Annotated in this window: 19 protein-coding genes and 1 pseudogene; 9 read left to right on the top strand and 11 right to left on the bottom strand. The window is 61.4% G+C overall.

The annotated features are described in order from the left end of the window. Nucleotides 1–172 precede the first annotated feature (172 nt). Nucleotides 173–553 (top strand): annotated as a pseudogene (locus QF015_RS03195) (IS110 family transposase); the annotation flags it as partial. A gap of 558 nt (nucleotides 554–1111) precedes the next feature. On the opposite strand, the gene QF015_RS03190 reads toward QF015_RS03195, so the two are convergent. The 6 genes from QF015_RS03190 to QF015_RS03165 form a co-directional block, all read right to left on the bottom strand. Beyond that, complete coding sequence (locus tag QF015_RS03190) at nucleotides 1112–1456, bottom strand: DUF4192 family protein (protein ID WP_429386927.1); 345 nt, start codon at nucleotides 1454–1456, stop codon at nucleotides 1112–1114. Continuing rightward, nucleotides 1435–2142, bottom strand: coding sequence for a DUF4192 family protein (locus tag QF015_RS03185; protein WP_429386925.1), 708 nt, complete (start codon nucleotides 2140–2142; stop codon nucleotides 1435–1437). The genes QF015_RS03190 and QF015_RS03185 overlap by 22 nt, the downstream gene beginning before the upstream one ends. Nucleotides 2143–3206: 1064 nt before the next feature. Beyond that, nucleotides 3207–5345 carry an acetate--CoA ligase family protein gene (locus QF015_RS03180; RefSeq protein WP_429386923.1) on the bottom strand — a complete coding sequence of 713 codons (2139 nt, stop codon included), beginning with the start codon at nucleotides 5343–5345 and terminating at the stop codon, nucleotides 3207–3209. Between the two features lie 26 nt (nucleotides 5346–5371). Beyond that, nucleotides 5372–7741: an acetyl-CoA acetyltransferase gene (locus QF015_RS03175; protein ID WP_429386921.1), complete on the bottom strand. Its 2370-nt coding sequence runs from the start codon at nucleotides 7739–7741 to the stop codon at nucleotides 5372–5374. Nucleotides 7742–7895: 154 nt separating this feature from the next. Continuing rightward, nucleotides 7896–8810, bottom strand: coding sequence for a LysR family transcriptional regulator (locus QF015_RS03170; RefSeq protein ID WP_429386919.1), 915 nt, complete (start codon nucleotides 8808–8810; stop codon nucleotides 7896–7898). Between the two features lie 12 nt (nucleotides 8811–8822). Next, nucleotides 8823–9728, bottom strand: coding sequence for a LysR family transcriptional regulator (locus QF015_RS03165; protein ID WP_429386917.1), 906 nt, complete (start codon nucleotides 9726–9728; stop codon nucleotides 8823–8825). Nucleotides 9729–9925: 197 nt separating this feature from the next. Here QF015_RS03165 and QF015_RS03160 point away from each other — a divergent pair, with 197 nt between their 5' ends. The 5 genes from QF015_RS03160 to QF015_RS03140 are packed head-to-tail and all read left to right on the top strand — an operon-like array spanning nucleotide 9926 to nucleotide 16253. Then, the gene (locus tag QF015_RS03160) at nucleotides 9926–12352 is read left to right on the top strand and encodes a CoA transferase (protein WP_429386915.1); all 2427 of its coding nucleotides are present in this window, start codon (nucleotides 9926–9928) and stop codon (nucleotides 12350–12352) included. Nucleotides 12353–12378: 26 nt separating this feature from the next. Continuing rightward, complete coding sequence (locus tag QF015_RS03155) at nucleotides 12379–13233, top strand: crotonase/enoyl-CoA hydratase family protein (protein ID WP_429386913.1); 855 nt, start codon at nucleotides 12379–12381, stop codon at nucleotides 13231–13233. Between the two features lie 2 nt (nucleotides 13234–13235). Further along, nucleotides 13236–14396: a thiolase family protein gene (locus tag QF015_RS03150; protein WP_429386911.1), complete on the top strand. Its 1161-nt coding sequence runs from the start codon at nucleotides 13236–13238 to the stop codon at nucleotides 14394–14396. Nucleotides 14397–14409: 13 nt separating this feature from the next. Further along, a complete protein-coding gene (locus QF015_RS03145) occupies nucleotides 14410–14805 on the top strand; it encodes a Zn-ribbon domain-containing OB-fold protein (protein ID WP_429386909.1) in 396 nt (131 codons plus the stop codon). 35 nt (nucleotides 14806–14840) lie between these two features. Then, nucleotides 14841–16253: an MFS transporter gene (locus QF015_RS03140; protein ID WP_429386907.1), complete on the top strand. Its 1413-nt coding sequence runs from the start codon at nucleotides 14841–14843 to the stop codon at nucleotides 16251–16253. Between the two features lie 69 nt (nucleotides 16254–16322). Here QF015_RS03140 and QF015_RS03135 read toward each other — a convergent pair whose 3' ends face one another. Then, a complete protein-coding gene (locus tag QF015_RS03135; RefSeq protein WP_429386905.1) occupies nucleotides 16323–17333 on the bottom strand; it encodes an Lrp/AsnC family transcriptional regulator in 1011 nt (336 codons plus the stop codon). 123 nt (nucleotides 17334–17456) lie between these two features. Between QF015_RS03135 and QF015_RS03130 the strand changes: the two genes are divergently transcribed. The 3 genes from QF015_RS03130 to QF015_RS03120 all read left to right on the top strand — a co-directional run bounded on the left by QF015_RS03130 (nucleotide 17457) and on the right by QF015_RS03120 (nucleotide 20491). Further along, nucleotides 17457–18965, top strand: a complete 1509-nt coding sequence (locus QF015_RS03130; protein WP_429386903.1) for an MFS transporter — start codon at nucleotides 17457–17459, stop codon at nucleotides 18963–18965. Beyond that, nucleotides 18962–20191 (top strand): amidohydrolase, encoded by a 1230-nt coding sequence (locus QF015_RS03125; RefSeq protein WP_429386901.1) that lies wholly within the window; start codon nucleotides 18962–18964, stop codon nucleotides 20189–20191. Before QF015_RS03130 ends, QF015_RS03125 begins: the two co-directional genes overlap by 4 nt. A gap of 99 nt (nucleotides 20192–20290) precedes the next feature. Continuing rightward, on the top strand, nucleotides 20291–20491 hold the full coding sequence (locus QF015_RS03120) for a serine dehydratase beta chain (RefSeq protein ID WP_429386899.1): 201 nt from the start codon (nucleotides 20291–20293) through the stop codon (nucleotides 20489–20491). A 154-nt stretch (nucleotides 20492–20645) separates the two neighbouring features. Here the strand turns inward: QF015_RS03120 and QF015_RS03115 are convergent, their stop codons facing one another. The 4 genes from QF015_RS03115 to QF015_RS03100 are packed head-to-tail and all read right to left on the bottom strand — an operon-like array spanning nucleotide 20646 to nucleotide 24113. Then, a complete protein-coding gene (locus tag QF015_RS03115; protein WP_429386897.1) occupies nucleotides 20646–21320 on the bottom strand; it encodes an SDR family NAD(P)-dependent oxidoreductase in 675 nt (224 codons plus the stop codon). After that, nucleotides 21317–22354, bottom strand: a complete 1038-nt coding sequence (locus QF015_RS03110; protein ID WP_429386895.1) for a zinc-dependent alcohol dehydrogenase — start codon at nucleotides 22352–22354, stop codon at nucleotides 21317–21319. Before QF015_RS03110 ends, QF015_RS03115 begins: the two co-directional genes overlap by 4 nt. Further along, a complete protein-coding gene (locus QF015_RS03105; RefSeq protein WP_429386894.1) occupies nucleotides 22354–23211 on the bottom strand; it encodes a fumarylacetoacetate hydrolase family protein in 858 nt (285 codons plus the stop codon). The genes QF015_RS03110 and QF015_RS03105 overlap by 1 nt, the downstream gene beginning before the upstream one ends. Then, nucleotides 23208–24113: an SMP-30/gluconolactonase/LRE family protein gene (locus tag QF015_RS03100; protein ID WP_429387039.1), complete on the bottom strand. Its 906-nt coding sequence runs from the start codon at nucleotides 24111–24113 to the stop codon at nucleotides 23208–23210. Before QF015_RS03100 ends, QF015_RS03105 begins: the two co-directional genes overlap by 4 nt. Nucleotides 24114–24118: the final 5 nt, after the last annotated feature.

Raw genomic sequence — 24118 nt, 5'->3', positions numbered from 1 at the left:
CTGCTGGGTGGGCGTCCGGCACCTGCCCTGGCCCTCCTCGGTGACTTGATGAGAAGATTGTCAGCCTCGGTGCGAGGCGTGGCTTGTCACCGTGCTGTTCCGAAGTGACATCTACCCGGACTGGTACCGGCCCCGACCATGTCCGCTGAATGAGGAAGGTGCCAGAACCGCTATGACTATCGTTTCCTATTCCTACCCGTTTGTCGTGGGGGTCGATACCCACGCCCGGAAGCACGTCTTCGCCATCATCGCAGTGCCCAGCGGCGAACGGATTGATAGTCGGGATTTCCCGGCGACCGGTGTAGGCATCAATCGCGCTATTGCTTGAGTCGCCCGCGGCACCGAAGCAGATCTAGCGACTTTGTGGGTGATCGAGGGGGCCGCTTCCTGCGGTGCTGTGCTGGCCGGGGCTGTCGCAGCTGCCGGTTACCAGGTCGCCGAGGCTGCTCGTATGGATGCCTTGCCGCGTCGCTGGGTTGGGAAGTCGGATCCCCCGGACGCGCACCGGATCGCTTCTGCCGTCCTTGCCTTGGAAGAGGACAAGTTGCGCCGATAATGGATCTCTCGTAAAGCCGCGGGAACGTCCGCTCGATGGCGCCGGGTGGCGATCTGCCCGGCGGCGTGACCAATCTGATTGGGCAGTGACGTGGGTACTGGCCGCCTAGGCGTTTCTGCTCGTGTTGCGGTTGGGGTCCTCGGTTGAGCCAGCCAAGCCTCCGAACTGCTGGCTGGCGTTGGTCTGCCCGGAGTGAAGGACCGTGCGACTCCTCCGGAGGCGTTCGCGGGCGTGGAGAAGTGGTCGCCAGCGGGCAGACGGGGTCGCTTTCTGGGCTTTGTCGTCCCTTCAACCAGCCACCGTCCTGCCATCCGGGCAAGAGCCTCGGGCGGGCTGCAGACACCGGGCATCTGATGGCGCGCGTCCGGGCCTACGACGTTTGATGTGCATCTGCATGCCTAGGGTGCACGGCAGCCTGACCGAACCGGGAAATTCAGCCACATCTTGTCCACGAAAAAGCAGATGTCGGATATTTGCCATGCTGAGTTTGACGGTGGAAGTTGCAGGCAGAGGATTTCTCGCGCGGTTTGCCGCCTGGCTTAGGGCCGCTGGGATTTAGGGCATGTCCAATTGTGTCCTATAGGCGGTATCTCGGTTTTTGTTCCAGCCTGCGATGATGCCTGCCCCGAGCATCTGGTCGCTAAGCCTCGCGAAACGGTAGCTGGGGTCTGTGTCGAGGGCGAGCTGCATGAATTGGTGTGCTTTGGAGCCTCTGCCTTCCCACCAATTAATGTAGCCAATGGTCGTGAGGATAGGAGCTGCGTTCTCAGGGCTAGTCCGTGTGTAGGCATGGAGGAGTAGCTGTTGGCCCCATTCAATACGAGACCACTTTGGTGCGCTCTGGGTTTGTGCGAAGAGCACGTGCTGTGGCGGTTCGTCTATGCCTGGGATGTCCGCCATGAGTTGGTTGCGGATGTGGGGATCTGGAAATAAGCGATCAGTGTCAGGGTGTCTTCATCGGCGGGGTATTCCTTGGCGTCCAGTAGATCGGTCCAGAGCCGGTGGGCGTGTTCGAAGGCTTCTTCTGGGTGCATGGCTCCAATGGTTGTCTTTTGTTCATTGACCGCCATTGCGTCGTAGGCTTGGTGTCTTCGTCGCGGCAGAGTGATCTGGTTGGTGGCTGCGATGGTGCTGCCGCGGTAGATGAACTCGGCGTTCACGTGGCTGTACTCGGTGGTGCTGAGGGGCAGAGTGATGTTTTGGCCGGGTTCGCTGTCGTAAGGGGAGTAGGTGTCGTTCCCGACGAAGATACCGTCGCGAATAGTGATGTTGTTTTCTGCGAGGACCCCGCTGAGGGCTGCGATGGTTGCGGTGTGCGGTTTCGGTTGACCAGGCTCTGTTGTGGCTGAGGTGTAGAGGGCGAAGACGATGCTGGAGGCGTTGGCGTCGTTGGTTAGGTAGCTGACGACTGTGCGGGCGAAGAGGCGTTCATGCCCTGGTTCACGGGGGAGGTCGATGCGCAGAGTTGCTCCGACGTTGTCGCGGTTCAGGGTGATGCAGACCAGGCTTTCCTGGGGCCAGAAACCGAGGGTATGGCCGATAAAGCTGAGGAGATCTGCTGGGTCCCTGATGGTTAACGCGTTCATGTCTACGATCTCCTCGTGCGTTCGAATGTCTTTTGTCTCCTCATGTTGACTGGCCCGGCATCCCGCGACTGTCAGTCATCCATGGGTACTCGATGGACCGGCGCCATGACCGTCAACTAGCGGTTTCAAGGAAGAGCGATCTAAGAGGAACCAAAGCGCACGACGGGAAGACGCTTGAGCCTGCCGTCCCACCCGCCGCTCGCACACCCGGCGTCTTAGGGAGCGGCGTGGCTTCGGTGTATTCGGATTCTGCGACAGAGTCCGCATACCCCCTCGACAGAGGGGTTTTTGCTTTAACGTGTGTACATTCGGGTTGGTCAGATCCCTCTGGCACTAGTCGCGGGGTATGCCTGGCGCCGCGGTTCGTCTGTTTGGTTGTGGGGGAGAGGGTTCATCGTCCTGGCTGGTCGGCCCTCCGCTGGCTTTGATCTGCGGTTATACGTTCCTTTCCTGCTTCGTCCGGTAGATCGTGATTTGCCTGCATCCGTTCATGGGTAGGAGGACTGAATGCGACATGACTTGGCGGTCCTGCATTAAAGATCTTGGGTTTGGCTCGTTGCTGACGTCGTGTGCCAGGGTGTCCGCTGCTTTGTCAGGCCATAGGGAGTGTGGACATTGTCCACACTCCCTATGGCCTGTCCCTCCTTCGCCCTACCCCTATTCATCTCCTGTGAGTGGCCATAGCGACATGACCTGCGGGGTCACTCTGACGTGAGAGTTCAGTCGCTAAGCCCATCGAGTGCCATGAAGTGGTTATGTTCGTGTAGTCATAGCGGTACTGCAAATGAAGGTTTGCCGCATCATGCGCTTGACGGCTGAGCGAGGTGAAACGGGCAAACATGGCGATAAGGGCCCATAGGTTAAGGTTGAAAGCCGGCGGCGCTTTGCCACGCCTACGGTGGTCTTGAAGGTTTTAGGACCGAAAGTAGGGCCTCAGATTATGTGAGATTCTGCGCTGATGAACGTCTGGCTTTGCCGCGGATACAGCAGCAGGTTAACGAAAAGGCGCTGCTCCTATGTGAAGAGCAGCGCCTTTTCGGTATAGAGGCCCCTGATCCGTCTCTCTAGTGGATGGGCGCCATGGTTGGACGCCAGGTAATCAGGGCGTCCAGCGCTTCGATCTGGTCCCCGTCCACGCGCAGGGGGTTGACCTCCAGTGATTCGAGGTTGTCTCCCAAAGCATGGACAAGGTCGCCGATGCTTGAAATAACTTGTGCAAGCTTGTCGAGGTCAGCGGGCTTGTTTCCTCGTACACCGTCGAGCAGCGGTGCGGCTTTCAGTCCCTTGAGGAGTTTCTTCGCCCGTTCCGGGGAGACCGGGACCTGGGTCAGAACCGAATCCTGGAACACTTCGACGAAGACTCCGCCCAGTGCGATGGCCAGCATTGGTCCCCACGTTGGGTCCTGGACCGCTCCGACCAGCAGTTCGGTGCCTCCGGAGCGCATCGGTGAAACCAGGACGCCGTCAATCCAGGCCCCCTCGACCGTTTCTCCTGCAGCGCGGACAATCTGATAGGCCTCCCGCACTGCGGATTCGCCCTCAACACCGAGCCGGACACCGCCGATGTCGCTCTTGTGGGCAATGTCGGGGGAAGCGACTTTGAGAGCGACCGGCGAATTCAGTCGGCGTGCTGCGGCCACGGCTTCCTCTTCCGAGCGGGCGAGGAACGCGGGAACGACGGGAATTCCAGCGTTTGCCAGGAGTTCCCTGGAGATGTGTTCGGACCAGGAGCCTTCCGGGGCGGCCGGCAGGTCCAGTTTGGGGGCTGCTTGGGTTGAATTGTCCGACTCGGCCAGCACTTCCCTCCGACGTTCGGACCATCTCATGACACCGCCGAAAGCCGTCACGGCTTCGCCGAGGCCACCTATGGCAGTGACCAGGCCGGCGTGGTCGAGGATATCGCGCGAGTATTGGGTCAGTGGCTGGAGAACCTGGTTGACCAGAACTGCCGGTTTCCGGGCCCCGTTGATGCCCGCCCCGATCGCGTCAGTAATCGGCATGCCCATCCACGGTCCTTCGCCGGCCCAGGGCAGTGAGTTGACCACTGCCACTGCTGCAATGCCCGGGTCAGCCGCCATGGCTGTGATGCCGTGGGTAAAGATGGATCGGTCGATGACCGCGGCACCTGTGACGTCGAGCGGGTTCTGGATGGTTCCGTACTCAGGCATGATCTCTGTCAGGCGTGCATGGGTGGCGTCAGTGATTTCCGGGAGCTCAAGTCCGGCATCTTCGGCCCTGTCAGCAACGATGTCGCACGCCCCGCCGGAGATTGACACCACCCCCAGCCCGCCCGGGCCAAGCGGACCGGTGTGGGCGGCAAGGCCTGCGGTGATCATCATGTCCTCGATGGTGTCGACCCGGATGACACCGAGGTCCCGGAAGATCGCATCGACAGTGCGGTCATCCCCGACGAGCGCGCCGGTGTGTGCCGCGGCTGTTCTGGCGGCCAGCTGGCTGGATCCGGCCTTCAGCGCGACCACAGCCTTTCCTGCATGAAGCGCCTTCAGTGCCGCCCGGCGGAAGACTTCCGGTTCCCGTACCGTCTCGAGGAAGATAGCGATGGCTTTTGTGTCCTCGTCTTCGACGAAGAAGTCCAGAGCGTGGCCTGCGGTGATCATGGCCTCGTTGCCGAGCGTAACCATGTAGCTGAGCTCGTTACCTGACATTGTGGCGAAATCGAGCATGGCCGAGGAGCTGGCTCCGCTTTGGGATAGCAGAGCGATGGGGCCGGATTTGCGGGGCAATCCGGGGATTGCGGTCACGGGGATCTGGTCAACGAAGTTGGCGAAGCCCAGGTGGTTGGGGCCAAGAAGCAGCATGCCCAGTTCCTCGGCATGGGCGATAAGGTCATCCTCTGCCTTGCGTCCGGCTGCGCCTGCTTCGCCGTAGCCGGATGAGAGGATCACGGCGTTGCGGATACCGGCTGCGGCAGCTTCGCTCGTGGTTTGGAGGGTAATGGCTTGGGGGACCATGAGAAACGCGACGTCAACGGGTTCGTCGATGTCGGCAAGCCGGGGAACCGCGCTGCGACCGTGGACCACGGAGTTGCGGGGGTTTACCAGATGGGTGTGTTCCCCGAATCCAAACTGGGTGAGGTTGTTATAGGCAATATGGGAGAACTGGGATTTGTCACTAGCCCCGACCAGGGCAACACTGCGGGGACGGAAAAGGCTCTTAAGCCGTTCCGGGGTAATTTCTGACATCGTCGTCATCTTTCCTTTGAGGGTGGTTATTGGTTTTTCCATTGCGGGGCGCGCTTTGTGGCGAAGGCGGTGAGTCCTTCGATCGCGTCGGCGCTGGACATCAGGTCATCGAAGGCTGAGGTCCTAGCCGTGACGGCGTCAACCACGTCCGCGATGCCCCGTGTTGCCTCCATCACTTCCAAGGACACCCGGACAGAGGTGGGTGAGTTTTCCATGATTTCCGCGGCCAGTTCCTTGGCCGCGGCGAGTGCCTGTCCCGCCGGAGCGGTGCGGTTGACGATGCCCAGGTCCTTGGCTTCCTGGGCGCCAATCCGGCGTCCGGTGAGAACGAGTTCGTAGGCAACTTTCTCGGGGATGGCCCGGGGGAGGCGGACCACTCCGCCTGCTCCGGCGACCAGACCAACCTTGACTTCGCTGAGCGCGAATTGGGCCGTCGCGTCTGCGACGACCAGGTGGCAGGCCAGCGCTGTTTCGAAGCCGCCTCCCATGGCGAAACCATTGACCGCGGCGATGACTGGTTTGGTCATTCCCCGGCGGCTGGTCAGGCCAGCGAACCCTGACTCGGGAATGTAGTTCGGCTTTCCCGAGGCCGAGTAGACCAGGTCGTTGCCTGCGGAGAAGGCTTTGTCTCCGGCGCCGGTAACGATGGCCACCCACAGGTCACGATCTGCGAAGAAGGCATCGAAGACTTCGGCCAGTTCCTCATGCGCGGGCGGGAACAAGGAGTTCCGGGCCTCCGGACGATTAATGGTGACAGTCAGTAGGTGACCTTCACGCTCGGCAGTGATGTACTCATAGTCGCCGCGGATGGCCAAAGGTTTCGCCGGGAGCAGTGCTTGTGCCCGCTCGGCGGTGGTGGTTACGCGGTTGCCCGGACCGGTGGAAACTGCCCAAACGCGCTGCCCGATCGGTTCATCGGAGTTCAGCAGTGTCAGGATCTCCTGGTCATTCTCCAGGCCCATGGCGACGAATCGTTCCCCGGTGTTTTCCAAGCGGCCGATGACGATGCCGACTTTACGCCCTTCCCGGTCATGCTTGACGGTGTACGTTTCGATGGTGGCCCATCCGTTGGCCCGGCTGACCTGCGGGACGGCAGCCGGGGCATCCACTAACTCTTGGACGTGGTGGGACAGGTCTTGCTGCCACTGCTTCGGCGTCGTGGAGTAGACGGCCGTTGAATACTTGCTCATGATTCCGCCGTTGGCCCCGACGAAGCCGAAACTACCAGGTTCCTTACGGGCTCGCTGAACCGTTTCGGCGATGGCGTGCATGGAGTAGTTGTTTCCCGCGCCACCGAAGAACGGCAGCCCTCCCGTGAGCGTCAGGCGGCGCGGGTCCGACGCGGACAGTTCCAATCCGTCGATGGCGGCATTGAAGACCGGGATGGGAAAGCAGCTGTAGAAGTCCCATGTGGAGACGTTGTAGGTGGTGATGCCGGCCATGTCCAGGGCTGCTTTCGAGGCCAGTTGCGCTGCCGGGCTGGCCGAGAGGTCAGGGCGGTCCAACAGGTTCCGCTCCCGGACGTCGGCGTGACCGTGTACAAAGACCCATTTGCTTTCGGGGACACCAAGTTCACGGGCTGCTTCAACAGACGCCAGCAGCACTGCTGCGCCTTGGTTCACCTGGTCACGTGCGACGACGTACCGGCCGTACGGTTCCGCAATGGGCCGGTTGGTCTCTGTGGGCGTGGTGAGCTCGTCAGCGGAACGTTTGACCGGCGCGGAAGCGTAAGGGTTCCCAGCTGCCACGGCGGTGAACGGGGCGAACAATTGACCGATCTGCTGTGCATACTCGGTTTTGGTCAGCCCGAGCCGTTGTCTGCGGGCGTTTTCCAGGAGAGCGTACTGGCTTGGGGCATCTGTCAGCCCGTGGTTGGCCAACTCCATGGAAATCAGGCCTTTCAGGCCGAACCCGCGGTCTTCCAGGCTGCCATCGACGGTCTCTGAGAAGTCCGGCTTCTGCGGTGATTGGGCCAGGGCCCGCGCTGTCGAAATCGCTTCGGATCCAAAGATCAGGGCCACCCGGCTGCGGCCGGCAGCAATGTTGCCTGCCAGTTCAGTGACGAGGTGCTGCGGGCCTTGGCCACCTCCGACTTCCAGGACCGCCCGGCGCGGATCAGCTCCCAGGCGCTGGGCTACCGACCGGGGATAGTTGTTTGACTTTCCAAGCGGGGCAGGAGCGCCAGGGGTTGAGATTTCAAACTGGCGGATGCCCGCCACGGTGTCGATCGCCTGGGCGATACCGCGGGTATCGGCTTCTGCATCGTCAAGCGCGCGGGAAGCGGCCCGGGCAGCCAGATCCACTGCGGAGAGACCTTCGTAGCCTTCCTCGCCGAAGCGATCGATGATTTGGCCTACTCCGATCAGGACAGGTGTTCGGGGATCAAGCTCAGGCATGCTGCGTCCTACTTTCATAGCTCTGTCACGCAGGGCCGTGGCACCCCGGGTGTTAGAAAGAGCCTTCCATCAGGCGGGGTGGATGTGAATCGCCAATGTAGCCACGAGCACATTGCTTAAAGAGCGATGTGTGGCGGCGGGGCTGGTTTGGGTTTCAGACTTGAAGGTCGACGTCGCGCAGGGCCATTAGGGCGCGTTGCAGGAGCGGGGACCTCTGGGCTTGGCTTGGGGACCACAGGATGCCGGTTTTCATGATCAGGGTTTCCCCGGTGACGGGGATGACGGTGAATTGCGGGGCGGCGAACACCCTGCTCAGCACCGACCCGGGAACATCGGGAACGAAAGAGACCAGCCGGCGTGACCAGACATGGGTAGCAATCTCTGCGATGCCCAGGACTTCGGAGTTGTCAATGTTGGTCACGCCTGCGGAACGCAGCTGTACTTTGTGTTCTTCCCACACTTTGGGCAGAAGCCTGGCGAGGGGATGGATGATTCGTCGTCCGGAGAGGTCTGACAGTGTCAGCGAGTTGCGTATTGCTAGCTCGTCATCGCTGCGGACCGCTATTGATAGTTTGTAACTTGTCCATTGCAAGGCATCGAGGCCTTCGGCGGCAGGAAGGTGAACCAGCGCGAGGTCGAGGGCCCCTGTCTTAAGCTGCCTGGCCAGTTCGTTGCTGCCTGGACCGATGAGGACTTCGTTCTCTATCGGAAAGTTCCCTTGTTTCAGGACCTCAAGGAACGAATCGAGTAAGGGGCTGGGTGCATATGGTGTTGCCCCTACCCTTAGCGGCGCTCCGGTTGTGCGCAATTGTTCGGCAGCGGCCCATACGGCGTCGGCGGCTGCAACGGTGGCGCGGATCGGGCCCAATAGTGAGGACCCGAGTGACGTGAGTTCGACGTCGTGGTAGGCCCGGACAAACAAGTCCCCGCCCAGTTCGTTCTCGAGCCGCCTGATCTGCCTGCTCAACGGGGCGGCGGTGATGTTCAGGCGCTGGGCTGCCCGGCCAAAGTTTTTCTCCTCCACCACAGCGAGAAAGCAACGGAGCCGCTGCAGATCAAGTGACGACATTCTGGTGTTCCCTCAGTCCAAAAAGGGGAGGTCATCCCCGGACGGGTGCAGGTTCTCCACGATGGACCTGATCGTGTCGCCGTGGACGCTGTCACGTGATCGCCAAGCGAGTCCGACCTCCATTTCCAGTTCGTCATCGGCCAACGGATACAGCTGCATCTGGTCGAGGTCCAGGAACCTTCCCGAAGGCAGGTCTTTGCCCGGGGTGACCAGCATGAGCTCGTCCGTGCGGCCCATGCGTGCCTGCAGTCCTATCAGCTCACGCAGGTCGATCTCGTGGATGGATTCCACGCCGGCGTTCAGGAGGGTATCCCTGAAGGCCTGCATGGGGGCCGGTTGCATGATGAGCGGGAAGGACAGGACGCTGCGCCCGCGGAGGTCTCCAAGACGCAGGGGGCGGTCCGTCGGTAAACCAGGTTCCCCTACGGCAGCGACCGCGTAGCGGTATCTGATCAGCGCGGAGGTCGATATGCCCGGTTCCTCCACGGGAAGATGCACGAGAGCCAGATCAAGGTCGCCGTGCTGCATGGCTCTCAGGAGCACTGACGAAAGATCGGACTGGAACTGGTCTACCACGGTGGCATACGTGTTGGCTGCTTCGGTCAGGCGCCGGGTCAGCATCGAAGATGTCCAGGGCGTTCCGCCCATCCTGAACGGAGCTGCCTCACCGCGGGCAAAACGCTCTGCCTCGTCTGCTTGGGCCAGGATCTCCACGGCCTTGGGCAGGAACTGGGCGCCAAAATCCGTGAGATGAAATTGATGATAGGAGCGCTCGAACAGATCCTGACCCAGCCGGCGTTCGAGTTCCTTGATTGTCCGGCTCAGTGGCGATGGGGTGACGTGCAAGGCATTTGCGGCAGCAGCGATGGTACCCCATCGCGAAACCGCAACGTACGCATTCAGTTGTGAGAGCTCCACCCGGTCACTGTAGTTCCTTCTCTCCCGCGAATCCATGTCCTGAGTGGACCGGTAGACGATGCACAAATGGTCCGGTGTTACCTGCGTCACATGATGACGGCACCGCTCGATAATTGCGCTGGGCCATTGGGAGCCGAAGCGGGAGAGTTCTTGGCAACAGAGGCGTTCGGATCCTCTGAAGCACAAGGGAGTGTCATATGAAGGACTTTGCCGCCTCAGCCAACAGGCCTCTAACCGGCATCCGGGTCATCGATGTTGTTGACGGACCACTGCAGACAGTGGGGCGGATTCTGTCCGACCTCGGCGCCGAGGTCATCCGGGTGGAGCCACCTGGGGGAGCGCAGGCGAGGCGGAGTGGCGTGATGTTTAAGGACGTGAGCCTCACCTTTGAGGTACGAAACGCGGGGAAGCAAAGCCTGGTCGTTGATACCGATACAGATGCCGGGCGCCAGGAATTTCTGGACCTCGCCCAGGGAGCCAGCGTAGTCATCCGTGACGGTTCCGTTCGTCAATGGGCGCAGAAGGGTCTGGATGCGGAAACTTTGAGGATTTCCAACCAACGCCTTGTTGTCATGGAACTCAGTGACTTCGGTTCCTTTGGCGACCGGGCGGCATGGACGGGAACCGCCGACGTCCATGCCGCACTAAGCACGGTCCTGTCCCGTTCGGGGTTGCCCGAGGTGGTGGAGCCGCTGCTGCCGCCGGAGTTCCTCATGTACGAATCGGCGGCTGTCCAGGCTGTGTGGGCCGTCATGCTTGAACTGGCCAACGTGCGGGCAACCGGAAACGGAGACATGGCAGATTTCTCGGTTCAAGAGGCGTTGATCCAAATCCTGGATCCTGTGTTCGGGATCGGAGGCAGCGCCCGCGTGGGTGTCCCTCTGAGGGATCTTCCACGGGGGCGGCCCGATGCCCGGCACCTGTATCCCATCTTCCGTGCCGCCAACGGATGGGTGCGCATCTGCGTCCTTTCCAAGCGGCAATGGCAGGGCATGTTCGAATGGCTCGACCGCCCGGCAGACTTCGCTGATCCGAAATTCGACAGCACGAATGCCCGCTTCGCCGCAGCACCGCAGCTGTACCCGCTGATTGGTCAGCTGTTCGAAACGCTGACCATGGAAGAGGCCGTGGAGCAAGGCCAAAAACTCGGTGTTCCCACAGCAGCCATGGCTGGTCCCCGCGAGGTACTCGCCGAAGACGCTTTCCGTGAAAACGGTTCTTTCCTGTCGACCTCCATAGCAGGACACCTCGCCGCCGTGCACTCCGGCTGGTACGAAATTGATGGCGTCCGGGTTCCCGCCCAAGGCCCCGGACCCCGGCTTGGCCAGGCAACCCCGTCATCGCTCATCACCGGACTGGTTCCACTGCCGGGTGCGCGACCAGGGAAGTTGCCTTTCGAGGGACTGCGCGTGCTGGACCTTGGCGTCATCGTAGTCGGATCTGAGCTGGGTCGGCTCTTCGCCGACTATGGTGCCGACGTCATCAAGGTGGAATCCTCCTCGTTCCCCGACGGATCCCGCCAATCACCCAACGGCGAGCCCATCACCGAAAGCGCCTCGTGGGGGATGCGGAACAAGCGCAGCCTTGGACTGAACCTCCGCAGCGATGAAGGAAAGCAAATCTTCGCCGAACTGGTCAAGGTTTCAGACGTCATCCTTACCAACTTTAAACCCGGAACCCTCGCATCGCTCGGGTTCGACATGGAAACACTGCGACGTCTCAATCCAAGGGTCATTCTTTCCGAATCAAGCGCCTTCGGGAACCACGGATCCTGGAGCCGGCGCCTGGGCTACGGGCCACTTGTCCGTGCAAGCGCAGGGCTCTCCTCACTTTGGTCCTATCCCGACGAGCAGGACGGCTTCAGCGACGCGATCACCATTTTCCCGGACCACGTGGTAGCCCGCCTGAACGCGGCGGCCATTGTTGCGCTGCTCGTACGCAGGGACCGCACGGGATTCGGCGGACAGGTCAGCACCGCTCAGGTAGACGCGATCTTCGGCGGGCTCGCCGACGCGCTGCTGGCTGAATCCTTGGCCCCCGGCAGTGGAGGCCTGCAGACGGCCGGGAACGACCGCCCCTTTGACGCCTTCCGAGGCGTATTCCCTGCCAAGGGTGATGATGAATGGATCGTCATCGATGCCGACACGGATGAGCGTTTCCGGGCCGCAGCTATCACCATCGGCCGTCCCGACCTTGCACGAGACCCGGCGTTTTCAACACCCGCCCGCAGATGGGCCCGACGGAACGAATTGCGCCACTTGCTGGCCCAATGGACCCAGTCGCGAAATCCCCACTCCGCCGCGGCCTTCCTGCAAGCGGCAGGAGTTCCAGCCGGCGCCATGCTCCGGGCAAAGGATCTGCAAACCGACCCGCACCTGCGCGGCAGGAGAGTCTTCGGCGAACTGATCCAACCCCAGCTCGATGAACCCCTCATCACCAACCTGGGCGAAACACGAAGCCAGGTCCTGCCCGACCCCCTCCTCACTTCCGCTCCGTTGATGGGCGAGCACACCCGCGAAGTCCTCATCGACACTCTCGACCTTGACGACGCGGAAGTCGACCGTCTCCTGGGCCAGGGAGCCCTGGAAGAAAACCCGGCCGCCCGAAGCCTCCCCGTTGCCTGACCCGTGCACAACAGAACGGAAAACCCATGACCACCCAGATCACTGAAACTTCCGCCACCATCAACCTCGCACCCGTACCGGTCACCGTTGGCGGCGAGAGCGCCGTCCTTGCCGAACGGCGCGGCCACGTACTGCTCATCACCCTGAACAGGCCAGAGGCAAGAAACGCTGTCAACAAACACCTCACCCAAGGGGTGGGCGACGCCCTGGACTACGCCGAGAACACCCCGGATGTTTGGTGCGTCATCATTACCGGGGCCGGGGACCGTGCCTTCTGCGCAGGTGCGGACCTCAAAGCCGCCGCGGCAGGTGAACTCTCATCCGACGACGAAACCGTCCGCGGGTGGGGCTTCGCCGGCTACGTCACGCACCACATCTCCAAGCCAACCATTGCAGCCGTCAACGGCTTCGCACTCGGAGGCGGGACGGAGATCACCCTCGCCAGCGACCTCGCCGTTGCCGCGGACACAGCAACATTTGGCCTGCCGGAAGTCAAACGTGGGATCTACGCCGGGGCCGGGGGAGCGTTCCGCCTTCCCCGGCAGATACCACACAAGGTAGCGATGGAAGCCATCCTCACCGGCAAACCCATCACAGCGCAGCGTGCCCTGGAACTCGGCCTGATCAACCGGGTCGTGGACGCACACAGTCTCCTCCCCGCCGCCTTCGCCTTGGCCGATGAGATTCTCGCCAACGCACCCTTGGCTGTCCAGGCCAGCAAACGAATAGCTCAGGGCATCACAGACGGGCAGGTGCCTGACGAAGCCGCCGACTGGGAACGCGGAGCCGACGAAGGCCTTCGATTGATGGCGACAGAAGACGCCCGCGAGGGCATGACAGCCTTTGCCCAAAAGCGTGCACCGCAGTGGCAGGGCCGCTGACCATGGGGCAGAAACGCACCGCCATCGCCGGACTGGGGCTCAGCGACATTGGAAAGGTTTACAGCTACTCCGCCACAGAGTTCGCCGCGATCGCCGTCCGAAATGCGGTAGCAGACGCCGGCATAAGCCTCGGAGACGTTGACGGGCTCATCATGTCCGGAGGGCTGAGCCAAGGTCTCGGGCTCAACCTCCAGGGCGCCTTGGGGGTGACAGACCTCAACCTGCTGACGCACATGCAGGGTTACGGCTCAACAGCGGCTCAAATGGTGCAGTACGCCTCCATGGCCGTTCAGTCAGGAATGGCAGAGACCATCGCCATCGTGTGGGCTGATGACCCACTCAAAGAAAACCGAGGTGGCAGCGCCGCCTATAAGTCAGCCTCTGAAGGCAGCACCGGGTGGCGCGGCCTGCTCGCCTCCTCCGGCATTTACAGCGCCAACACCTATTATGCTTTGGCAGCCCGCCGCCATATGCGTAAGTACGGCACGACCAGCGACCACCTCGGAGCCATCGCCGTCGCCCAAAGGAAATGGGCCATGATGAACCCCCTCGCACAACTACGAACTCCGCTGACGCTGGAGGACTACCACGCGTCGCGGTACATCTCCGAACCTTTCCACCTCTTCGACTGCTGCCTCGTCTCCAACGGCGGAATAGCTCTGGTGATCACCTCACTGGAGCGGGCACGCCTGCTCCCTCAACCTCCGGTGGAGGTGCTGGGATGGGCGCAGGCCCACCCGGGCCGCACGGGCGTGCGCAATGACGACTTCGGCCTCACCTCCGGCGCGGCGACAGCCGGCCCGGCTGCCCTCAAAATGGCGGACACGTCACTGGACGAGATTGACCTCGTGGAAGTGTACGACTGCTACAGCTACACGGCCCTAGTGACCCTCGAAGACTATGGTTTCTGCGACAAGGGCGAAGGCGGTCCCTTCCTGGCACAGCCCGGAGTCCTCGGCCCGGGCGGCTCACTTGCGGTCAATACCGGCGGCGGACAGCTTTCCTCCTACTACCTGTGGGGAATGACGCCGCTGTCCGAGGCCGTCATCCAGGCCCGCGGACAAGCAGGGGAGCGGCAGGTCAGCAGGCATGACCGGGTCCTTGTCTCCGGCAACGGCGGGACACTCGACCATCACGCAACCCTCGTGCTCGGCACGGTCTAGAAAGGAGACACGCATGGCCATCATGCCAGTGCGGCGGGACAACGAAACCGCGGCATTTTTTGACGGGACCAGCCGAGGTCAATTCCTGCTCATCAGGGATCTCACGACCGGAGAATTACTGGATCCGCGCCATGACACCTCCTCGGACCGTAGCCGGTACGAGCACGTGCCCGCATCGGGACGGGCCACGGTCGTGTCCTGGTCTGTTCCGCACTCGAGAACACCTGACGGGGAGACCCTCCGTACAGTCGTCGGGATCGTCCAGCTCCACGAAGGACCGTGGTGGTGGACGGAAATTCGCGGCTTCGACCCCGACGAGGACCTCGCCGGCGCAACCGTCCGCCTTGCCTTCGAGCGTTCCGGCCCGGGTCCGGGAGACGAAAGCATCCCAGTTTTCATCAAACAATAGCCAGCGGCCTGCTGGCCGCGAGAAAAGGGACAAAGATGTCTGAAGATATAAGCAATGCAGTGCGTGGGCTCACTGTTGAGCCGCTGCCGGCGGGGCGGGTCGGGCGTACCGTGGAAGAAGCAATTGATCGAATGCCCCGCGTGGGATTGAGCAGAGCCGCGTGGACAGCATTGATGCTGGCCTTCTTCTTCGCTAACTACGATATCGGCGTCTTCGCCGTATCGATCCCTTCGATGATGGCCGGAATCCACATCACCACAGCCGAACTGTCCTGGCCCGTGACCGCCAACCTGGCCGGTTATGCCATAGGCGCCTACGCCTTTGGGCACATCTCCGATAAGCGCGGCCGGCAGATCGGACTGTTCCTGACCATCGCCCTGCTGGGGGTGGGCGGGGCACTGACCGCTCTTTCCTGGGACGTCGCCTCGCTGTCCTTCTTCCGTTTGCTGACCGGCGGAGGGATGGGGGCCGTGCTGGCGCTGTGCTCGGCGTACATCGGCGAAATGGCACCCAAGAATCAGCGCGGCAAGTACCTGTCCTTTCTCTATGTCATCGGTGGAGTCCTGAACCTGGTCATCGGTTTCGCCTCCCTGTCCATCCTCATGGCGATGCCCTCCGAGGGATGGCGGGTCCTGATGGGAATCGGCGCTTTGGTACTGCTGATACTGCCGTTCGTCAACAAGCGGGACCTGATGGAGTCCCCGCGCTGGCTGATCTCTCAAGGCCGGGTAGAGGAAGCGACGGCCATAACACGAAAGATGGAGCGAAATGCGGGATTGGAACCGGAAAATGACCAGGCACTGCTTCACGTTGCGGAAACCCCTGACCTCAACGTTCCTCAACAAAGCCCCATCAGGGCCCTGCTCAAGCGCCCCCTGCTTGGACGTTTGCTTACAGTCCTGGGTTTTTGGTTTATCTTCTACATCGCCATGTATGGCTTCTCCAGTTATCTGCCCCTACTCCTGAAGGGCGTCGGAGTATCCACTTCTGATGCGCTGCTGGTGACCGTCCTGACCCGTGCCGCTCCACTGATCATCGGCTTCACGGTCGTCGCGCTCATCGAAAAGTGGGAACGGCGCACCATGATCATCATTGGAACGTTGGCCTTCGCCGTCGGTATCGCGGTCATGATCTCGGGATGGGGACAGCTCGCAGCCACCGTAGGTTCGCTGCTGGCCACCGCCGGCATCACCTTCATGGCCACACCTGCCTACACCTACACCGCAGAAGTCTTCCCCACCACTTCACGGGGAACAGCCGCATCAATTTGTGACGGAATCGGCCACCTTGGCGGCGCGGTCGCTCCCTTCATCGTTCTTCCCATCCTTATCCAGGCAGGAGCAATCCCAGCCGGCGTGGCCATGATCGGCATGCTCCTGCTAGCAACCCTTCTGATCCGGCTCGGGGTCCGCACGAAAGACCGCTCACTGCTGGAAATCAGTCAATAAGCAGCCAATCAATGAGCAGGGCCGGGACGCGGGTGTCCCGGCCCTGCTCTGTTCAGCGACAGAACCGACTCACGTGCCCGTAACGGGAAACGAGGTCGTCGGAACGTATCCCCACCTCCGGCCATCATTATCGAGCAGGTTCCCCACCTGTTTAGTACTGCGCATCACAACGGACCGGTCCACGATCCGCACATCCGGCAGCTGCTTCTCGATGGCGGCCTCCAATCGGGAGACATCATCCAGGGTCCGCATCCACACGGCCACGGCAATGTTGTAGCGGCCCACAACCGACATCACGGCACGGACTTCGTCCAGCCGTCCCAGCCTGGAGCCCATCTGCTCTGTTTGACCCGCCGGCGCCGACAAGAAGTACCACGCGGAGACAGGCCACCCCGAATGCGAACGGACGATATCCGTTCGGATCCGCAGCCGCCCGGAGGAAATCTGCGCAGCAATCGATTCGCGCACTCTGCGCGGGTTCAGCGAAAGCCGCTCCGAAATCTCCGATACACCTGCCCGACCATCGCGGGCCAACTCCAGTGCGATGGGCAGATCCACCGGGCTCGGCTTACGGGCCGTCGAAGTTACGGCATCGCTGCTCTTCAACGCTTGCACTTGGCTCGTGTCTAGAGCTCGCAGCCGCCACTGGCTGGCTTCGGCCAACAGGCGGGAGACCGGGTGCGAATGAACCCGCGAGACCAGTTCCAGGGTTTCCACACGATCCAGCAAATACCGGTACAGCGCTTGATCACTCGAAGCGCCCACGGTTACCACAAGATCCCGCCCGCCGGCTGTGACATCGATACTGACAGCTTCGGCATCCTGGCCCAGCACGCGCGTCAGGTCCTGGAGGCCGCCTGCTCTGGCTTCAATTTCGACAATGGCAGCGGCAGTGACTGCAGCTGTGTCGGGCGATGGGTATGCGGTCACCCATGCCAGTCCCTCTGCTTCAAGTCGTTCCCACCTGCGGGACAAAGTGACCGGATCAACTGAAAGGATCTTCCCCAACCTTGTCCACGGTACGCGCGGCTGGATCTGGAGGGCGTTAATCAGCTGTAAATCCAACTCGTCAAAGTCCATTTCCTGCATTCCTCATCAGAATTTAGTCACTTTCTTGAAAATATACATGCTCTGAGCGCAGATATTCCTACCCTTGAAGCAACACATGTGTTCCCCCTCACACTATTCATTTTGGAGCTATTCATGTCTCACTCTCCCAGCGCAACGGACAGCCCACCCCAGGGTGCCAAGTCGCTCACCATCGCCTCGGTGGTTGGGTTCATGGTCGTTCTGGAACTCAGCAGCGGCCTTCTCCAGGGCTGGTTCAACCCGCTGCTGGGCCAGATCGCCCAGCGTTTTGAGGTGTCTCCTGCTTCCCTGAACTGGATCAACCTCGTTTACCTTTTAGTCTCCGTCGTGTGCGTCCCCGTCATCGCCAAGCTCGGGGACCGGTTCGGACACAAGCGCGTACTTGTAGCGGCAGTTGCCGCTGTAGCGATTGGCTCCATTGTCGTGGCCATTGCCCCCAACTTCTTCGTCTTGCTTCTGGGTCGGGCGATCCAGGCACCCTTGGCATGCTTCCTCCCTCTTGAATTCGCCATTGTCCGTAGCCGCGGAGGAGAAAAAGCGGGCAAGGGAATAGGCCTACTCGTCGGCGCCCTCACCTTCGGCGCCACCCTCGGACTTCTCCTCTCCGGCGGCCTTGCGCAGGTCATGCCGCTTCAGGGGGTTCTGTGGGTGCCCGCCGTCTTGATGACGCTCTGCATTCCTATCGTCATCTTCCTGGTCCCGGAGACAACGGAACGTGTCTCCGGCTCCATCGACTGGCTTGGAGCCGCCTTGCTTTCCATCGGCCTGATCGTCCTCCTGGCAGGAATTAGCAATGCGAACACTTGGGGATGGGGTAGCTTGCTCACCCTTGGAACCCTTATCGGCGGCGTCGTCATCCTGGCCGTCTGGGTCGTTGTTGAACGGCGCGTCGCCAGCCCCCTTGTGGACCTGCACGCCATCGCGGCTACAAAGATCACCGTCCCGCTGGTGGCCGCTTTCCTCTTTGGCGCCCAGCTCTTCGGCTCCCAGACACCCATCGCGGTATTTGCGCTCAGTAACCCCGCGGAAGCAGGGTTCGGGCTTGGCCTGACACCTATGGGCTCCGGGCTGCTGTTCATGGCCGCCTCCGTGGCCATGTTCCTCGGCGCCAGCCTTGGCGACCGTATTGTTGGGTTCTTGGGCCACCGCAACACGATCATCCTGGGCAGCGCGTTGGCCGCCGCCGCTTACGGCATCCTTGCTTTTGTCCATGACACAACCACAGCTGTTGCCGTCGCCCTCTTCGTATCCGGATTCGGAAACGGTCTGGTCGCCTCCGTGCTTCCAACCATTGTGGTGCTTCGGGCACCGAGCGACTCCGTCGGCATCGCATCAGCGCTCTACAACACCTCGCGCACTGCGGCAGGAGCCGTAGCAGGAGCGGTCTTCACCCTTGTCATGAGCATGTTCCTCGTGACCGTCGGGTCAGGCTCGGCAACCCGTTCCGTCTCGGGCGAGCCGGCCTACGTCGCAGTCTGGCTGATCTCGGCGGCTCTCTGCGTGGCCATCCTCTTATTGGCTACCCGAATCGGCGCCGTCCATACGACCACACCTAAAGCGGCAGCTGACCCCACTACCAACGAACCCAATGCTGTAGACAACACCCTTAAGGAAGCAATATGAGCATCACCACAACCGCCGCCGTCGACGCGTCACCGCTGACAGGCCCTGCAGCGGCAGCCGTCGAGCGAATCGAAGCAGTCTCAGCCACCCTGGTGGAACTAAGCCACAAACTGCACGACGACCCGGAAATCGCCTTCGAAGAACACCGCGCCGCAGCCAACGTCGCAGAGGTCCTGCGCCAGGCCGGGTTCGATGTTACCGTCGGCGCCTATGGACTCGAAACGGCGGTAGAAGCTACCTTCGGAACTGGCGAGCTGCGCGTCGTCGTCTGCGCAGAGTACGACGCCCTGCCCGGTATCGGCCATGCATGTGGCCACAACATCATTGCAGCCGCAGGTGTCGGCGCCGCTCTCGGCTTGGCCGAAGTCGCAGACGAACTCGGGCTCACGGTCGTACTGCTCGGAACCCCGGCTGAGGAACACGGCGGGGGAAAAGCCCTCCAGCTCGAAGCGGGGGCGTGGGACGACGCCGCCCTGTCTGTCATGGTGCACCCCATGCCGGGCAAGGATATCTACTGCGACGGGTTCACCAGTCAGGCCGTTGACCGGATACGCGTCACCTATAAGGGCAAAGCAGCCCATGCTGCCGCGGCGCCCCACGCTGGAATCAATGCCGCAGATGCCGCCACTGTCGCCACAGTGGGCATCGGGCTCCTTCGCCAGCAGCTGGCCGAACAAGTGCGAATGGCAGCCATCGTGACCCATGGGGGCGCGGTCACCAACATCATCCCTGACCACACGACAGTGGAAGCAGAGGTCAGGGCATTCGATCTCGACACGCTCGAAGATGCCAAGCAGCGCATGCTTGCCTGTTTCGAAGCCGGCGCCATCGCAGCCGGCTGTACCTGGGACCACGAACAGATCCAGCCACGCTACGAAAACCTCATCCAGCACCAGGACCTTGCCCGGTTCTGGAACGACAACCTGCGCCGTCTCGGACGTGAACTGATTACCGTCGATAACCCCGGCGGTGGGTCCACGGACATGGGGAACGTGTCCCAGTATGTTCCCTCTGTACACCCGGGAATTGCTGTCCTGGGCGCTGTCAATCCTCCCCATACCGTGGGTTTCGCAGCTGAAGCCTCCTCAGAAGCAGGTGATCAAGCCGCCCTCGATGCAGCCAAGGCACTGTCCCTGACAGTTATCGACGCCGCAAGCAACCCACTCGTGCGCGCCGAGCTGCTCGCGCAGCAGGCACTTCGGCTGCCTTACAGTTCGAAAAAGTAGTCACTCAAGGCACCGGTCAGCACTCTGCTGACCGGTGCCTTATTCATGTAGGACTCCAAGTCCGACGTCACCCGGTGCACTGCAACGAAAGGCTAAAAAATGACGGCCAGCATCTTCGACCTGTTCAGCATAGGCGTCGGCCCATCAAGCTCCCATACCGAGGGACCGATGCGGGCAGCCGCAACCTTCACCCGACACCTCGACAAGGCACACGGCCTGACAGGAGTGGTTCGTGTCGACATCCCTCTATACGGCTCCCTCGCCGCTGCCGGACACGGACACGCGTCCTCCACCCCCTAACGGTGCTCCCGGGGAGGGCAGCGAGAGGCCCCTGTTTGAGCTGACCTATGTTGATGAGCGCCGACTCGGTCTTCAGCGTGGTGCTGGATTGCCGATTTCCTTCGGTCAGGTCCCTGTTCGCTGATCGGAAGATGCTGCGAAGGTGCGGGTTGAATTAGTATGTGGCGCGTCCACCGCTGATGTCGTAGACCGCACCCGTGGAGAAGCTCACCTTTTCGGATGAGAGCCAGGCGACAAGCTCGGCGACTTCCTCCGCCTTGCCAACGCGTTTCATGGGGATGAGGCTGGTGATGTGGGCCAGTACCTCTGGAGCAGTGTTGTCGTTCATGGGGGTTGAAATCACCGCGGGCGCGATGGCGTTGACAAGGACACCGGTGGTGGCGAGTTCTTTCCCGGATGACTTTGTGAGAGCAATGACCGCTGCTTTAGATGCCGAGTAGATCGACAGGTTGGGGTTTCCGTCCTTGCCGGCCATGCTGGCGAAATTGATCACTCGACCCCACCCGCGTTCGACCATTCCTGGCACGAACGCACGCATTGTGGCGACGACGCCGAGCACATTTACATCAAGAACTGCGCGCCAGTCGTTGGAGGTTGTCTTAACGAGTGGAATGCCAGGACCCACGATTCCCGCAGAATTGATGAGGATGTCTACAGGACCGATCGCCGCGGCTGCTTCAGTGAACGCATCCTCGTCCGTGATGTCCACAACGACGTCAACATCGCCGGCGATATCGAGAGTTATAACCCTGATTCCTTCGGCTCGCAGTCGTTCTGCAACTGCAGCGCCCAAACCTCTGGCGCCTCCAGTGACAAGTGCTGTTTTCATGGATTCTCCTGTGTGAGGCGGGGGTCTACGTGGACTTTGGGTCCGGGACCGGCGTTCGTGCCGCGCAGGCCTTCCAACCGGCTTGGAACTTCTTCGAGCGAGATCACTTCGCTAACTATTGCGTCAGGGTCGACCGCTCCACTTGCGAATCCGGAGATCGCTCCGGACAGGCCCGGGGATGCTGAAAGGATCCCGACTGCCGTGATGTCCTTGAGCGCGATTTCGCGGGTGTCAACTTGGCTGGGGCTGGAGGACAAGCCGATGTAGACGACACGCCCGGCCGGTTTCGCGAGGCGGACGGACAGCGCCGGCATGTCGTCTATGCTCGTCGCCTCGATGACAGCATCGAATTCGTCCGTACGGTTGTCCGCGAGCTCATCGAGACGCCACGTATGCTGCACCCCAAGTGAGCGCGCGAGGGACAACGATCCTTCGCGTACGCCGCCCACGTGGACCTCGATACCGTCCGCGAGTGCGAACTGCGCAGCCAGCAGCCCAATGGTGCCGGAGCCGAGGATAAGAAGCTTCTGACCAGGACGTAAATTTGCGGCACGCACAGCGCGGAGGGAGTTCCCTGCAGGTTCGACAAGAGTTGCGGAGGTGACACTGACATTCTCGGGGATTTCGTGGGCGAATTTGCTGGGCACGAGCATGCGTTCGGCAAGTGCCCCGTCCCAGCCGTCTCGGACTCCGACTTCGAACCGGTTAGGGCAGACGTGGTGGTTCCCTGACTTGCAGTATTGGCAGTCCCCGCAGCCGAGCATGGTGTCGCCAGTGACGCGTTTGCCGATCCAGTTTTTGTCTTCTGGTGAACCTGCGGCCGTCACCCGGCCGCTCCATTCATGTCCGAGCCGTAACGGAAAGTGCGTGAATCCTTGACCTATGTAGGTCATCTCCCCGGTGTAGAGCTCAACGTCCGTGCCGCAGATACCGACTCGTTCCACATCCACGAGGAGTTGCCCGGGTCCGACTACGGGGTCGGGAACGTCTTGCACTTGGGCCTGACGCGGCCCGGTGACTACAAGTGCACGCATCAGTTGCCAATCACTCGCTGCGTTTGGCTTCCCAGCCGAGAGATGCCGAGAGTCATTGTTTCGCCGCCGCGCAGGAAGATCTGGGGTGACATGCCCATGCCGACTCCGGGGGGAGTTCCGGTGTTAATTAGGTCTCCAGGCTCGAGCGTCAGGAATTGGCTGAGGTAATGGACGATGAAGGTCGGGCTGAAAATCATCGTGGAAGTGGAGCCGGTCTGCCGACGAACTCCGTCGATGTCGAGCCACATGTCAAGGTCCAGTACGTCGCCGATCTCGTCAGGTGTTACGAGGTACGGCCCTGCGGGGTTGAAAGTGGGGGAGGATTTGCCTTTTGACCATTGGCCGTTTCGTTCCAGCTGCCAGGCGCGCTCGCTCACGTCGTTGACGAGGACGTACCCGGCGATGGACACAGCGGCTTCTGCTTCGTCCGCAAGGTAGGAGGCCCGCTGTCCGATGACGATGCCGAGTTCGACCTCCCAGTCGGTCTTCTCCGAATTGCGGGGGATGAGCACGTCGTCATTCGGACCGGTGAGGGTGTTGGGTGACTTCGTGAAGAGGATGGGCTCCGTCGGTACGGCCTGTCCCGTCTCTGCTGCGTGGTCACTGTAATTCAAGCCAATGCAGAGAATCTGGTGGGGACGGGCGATGGGCGCACCCAGTCTGCGTGTTCCAAGCGGCTCAGCTCGCCCATCTGCATTCCGCGCAGAGATAATGTCGGGCAGGCTAGAGATCGAACCGGAAGCGAAAAACGCCTCATTGAAGTCGCTCACAACATCTGAGAGGTCAATGAAGGTGTCGTCATCAATCAGTGCACCAGGGGTTTCGGAGCCGGCGGCTCCAACTCTTACAAGTCTCATGTGTCTTCTTTTCTCCAATATGGGTTGGTTGTGCTGCCTGCCCACAGATGCGGGGACAGGCCTGAAACTCCGACGTCGGCAAGGAAAATGGCTCCTGCCTCGTCAGTGAAGGTGTCAAGCCCTTCCTGGGCGGTGGTGATAGCCAAGATGTTGAGGTTCGATCCGACGAAACCAGGGCATGATGCCTGGGCGGCGTTCACTTTTACGACCGCGAGGAGCTCACCTGTTGGTGCGTGGCGCTCCACACTCGCTCCGCCCCACTGCGCCACCCAGAGTGCACCTTCGGCATCAACGGTCAGTCCGTCCGGGTAGGCAGGCAGACTGTCAAGAACGGTGGTCCAGGATTCGTCCGGGTCGAGTGGCGTGGGACCGTAGGAGTGGCGTGAAACGGTGCCAGCGAGGGTGTCGACGTGGTAAATCGTCGAACCGTCGGGCGAAAATGCTACACCGTTGGATAGGCCGATGCCTTCGCGTAACGTCTCAATGCGACCGTCAGGCCAAATTCGCAGGAGTTGCTCTTCGTCGGTGCGATCTGTGAGGGAGAGGGTGCCAACGACGAAGGCTCCGTGAGGATCTACGGTGCCGTCATTGAATCTCACATCGGTTCGTTGACCGAGCAGATCGGGACCCCGTGAGACGTCTCCCGTGGGTGAAACTGTCGCCAGACCCCGAGCGGCGGCTACCACCAGTCCGCCGTCTTCAGCGAGTGCGACGGCGCCCGCTGTTTGGCCAAGGCTGACCTCTAGGATGTCGGTGATACGCCCGTTGTGCAGCGCCCCGGAAAGAACGCGGCCCTCCCAGACGTCGACCCACCGTACGAGACCGGCCCGGTCATCCCAAAGCACGCCTTCGGCAAGGTTGAATTCTGCGGCCGTGGCTGCCTTCCCCTTCAGGTGCATCATCTCGC

The organism is Paenarthrobacter sp. TE4293 (assembly GCF_050435325.1).
Lineage (GTDB): Bacteria > Actinomycetota > Actinomycetes > Actinomycetales > Micrococcaceae > Arthrobacter > Arthrobacter nitroguajacolicus_C.
Note: the sequence above shows the minus strand (reverse complement) of the source record. Positions and strands in the feature narration are given on the sequence as shown.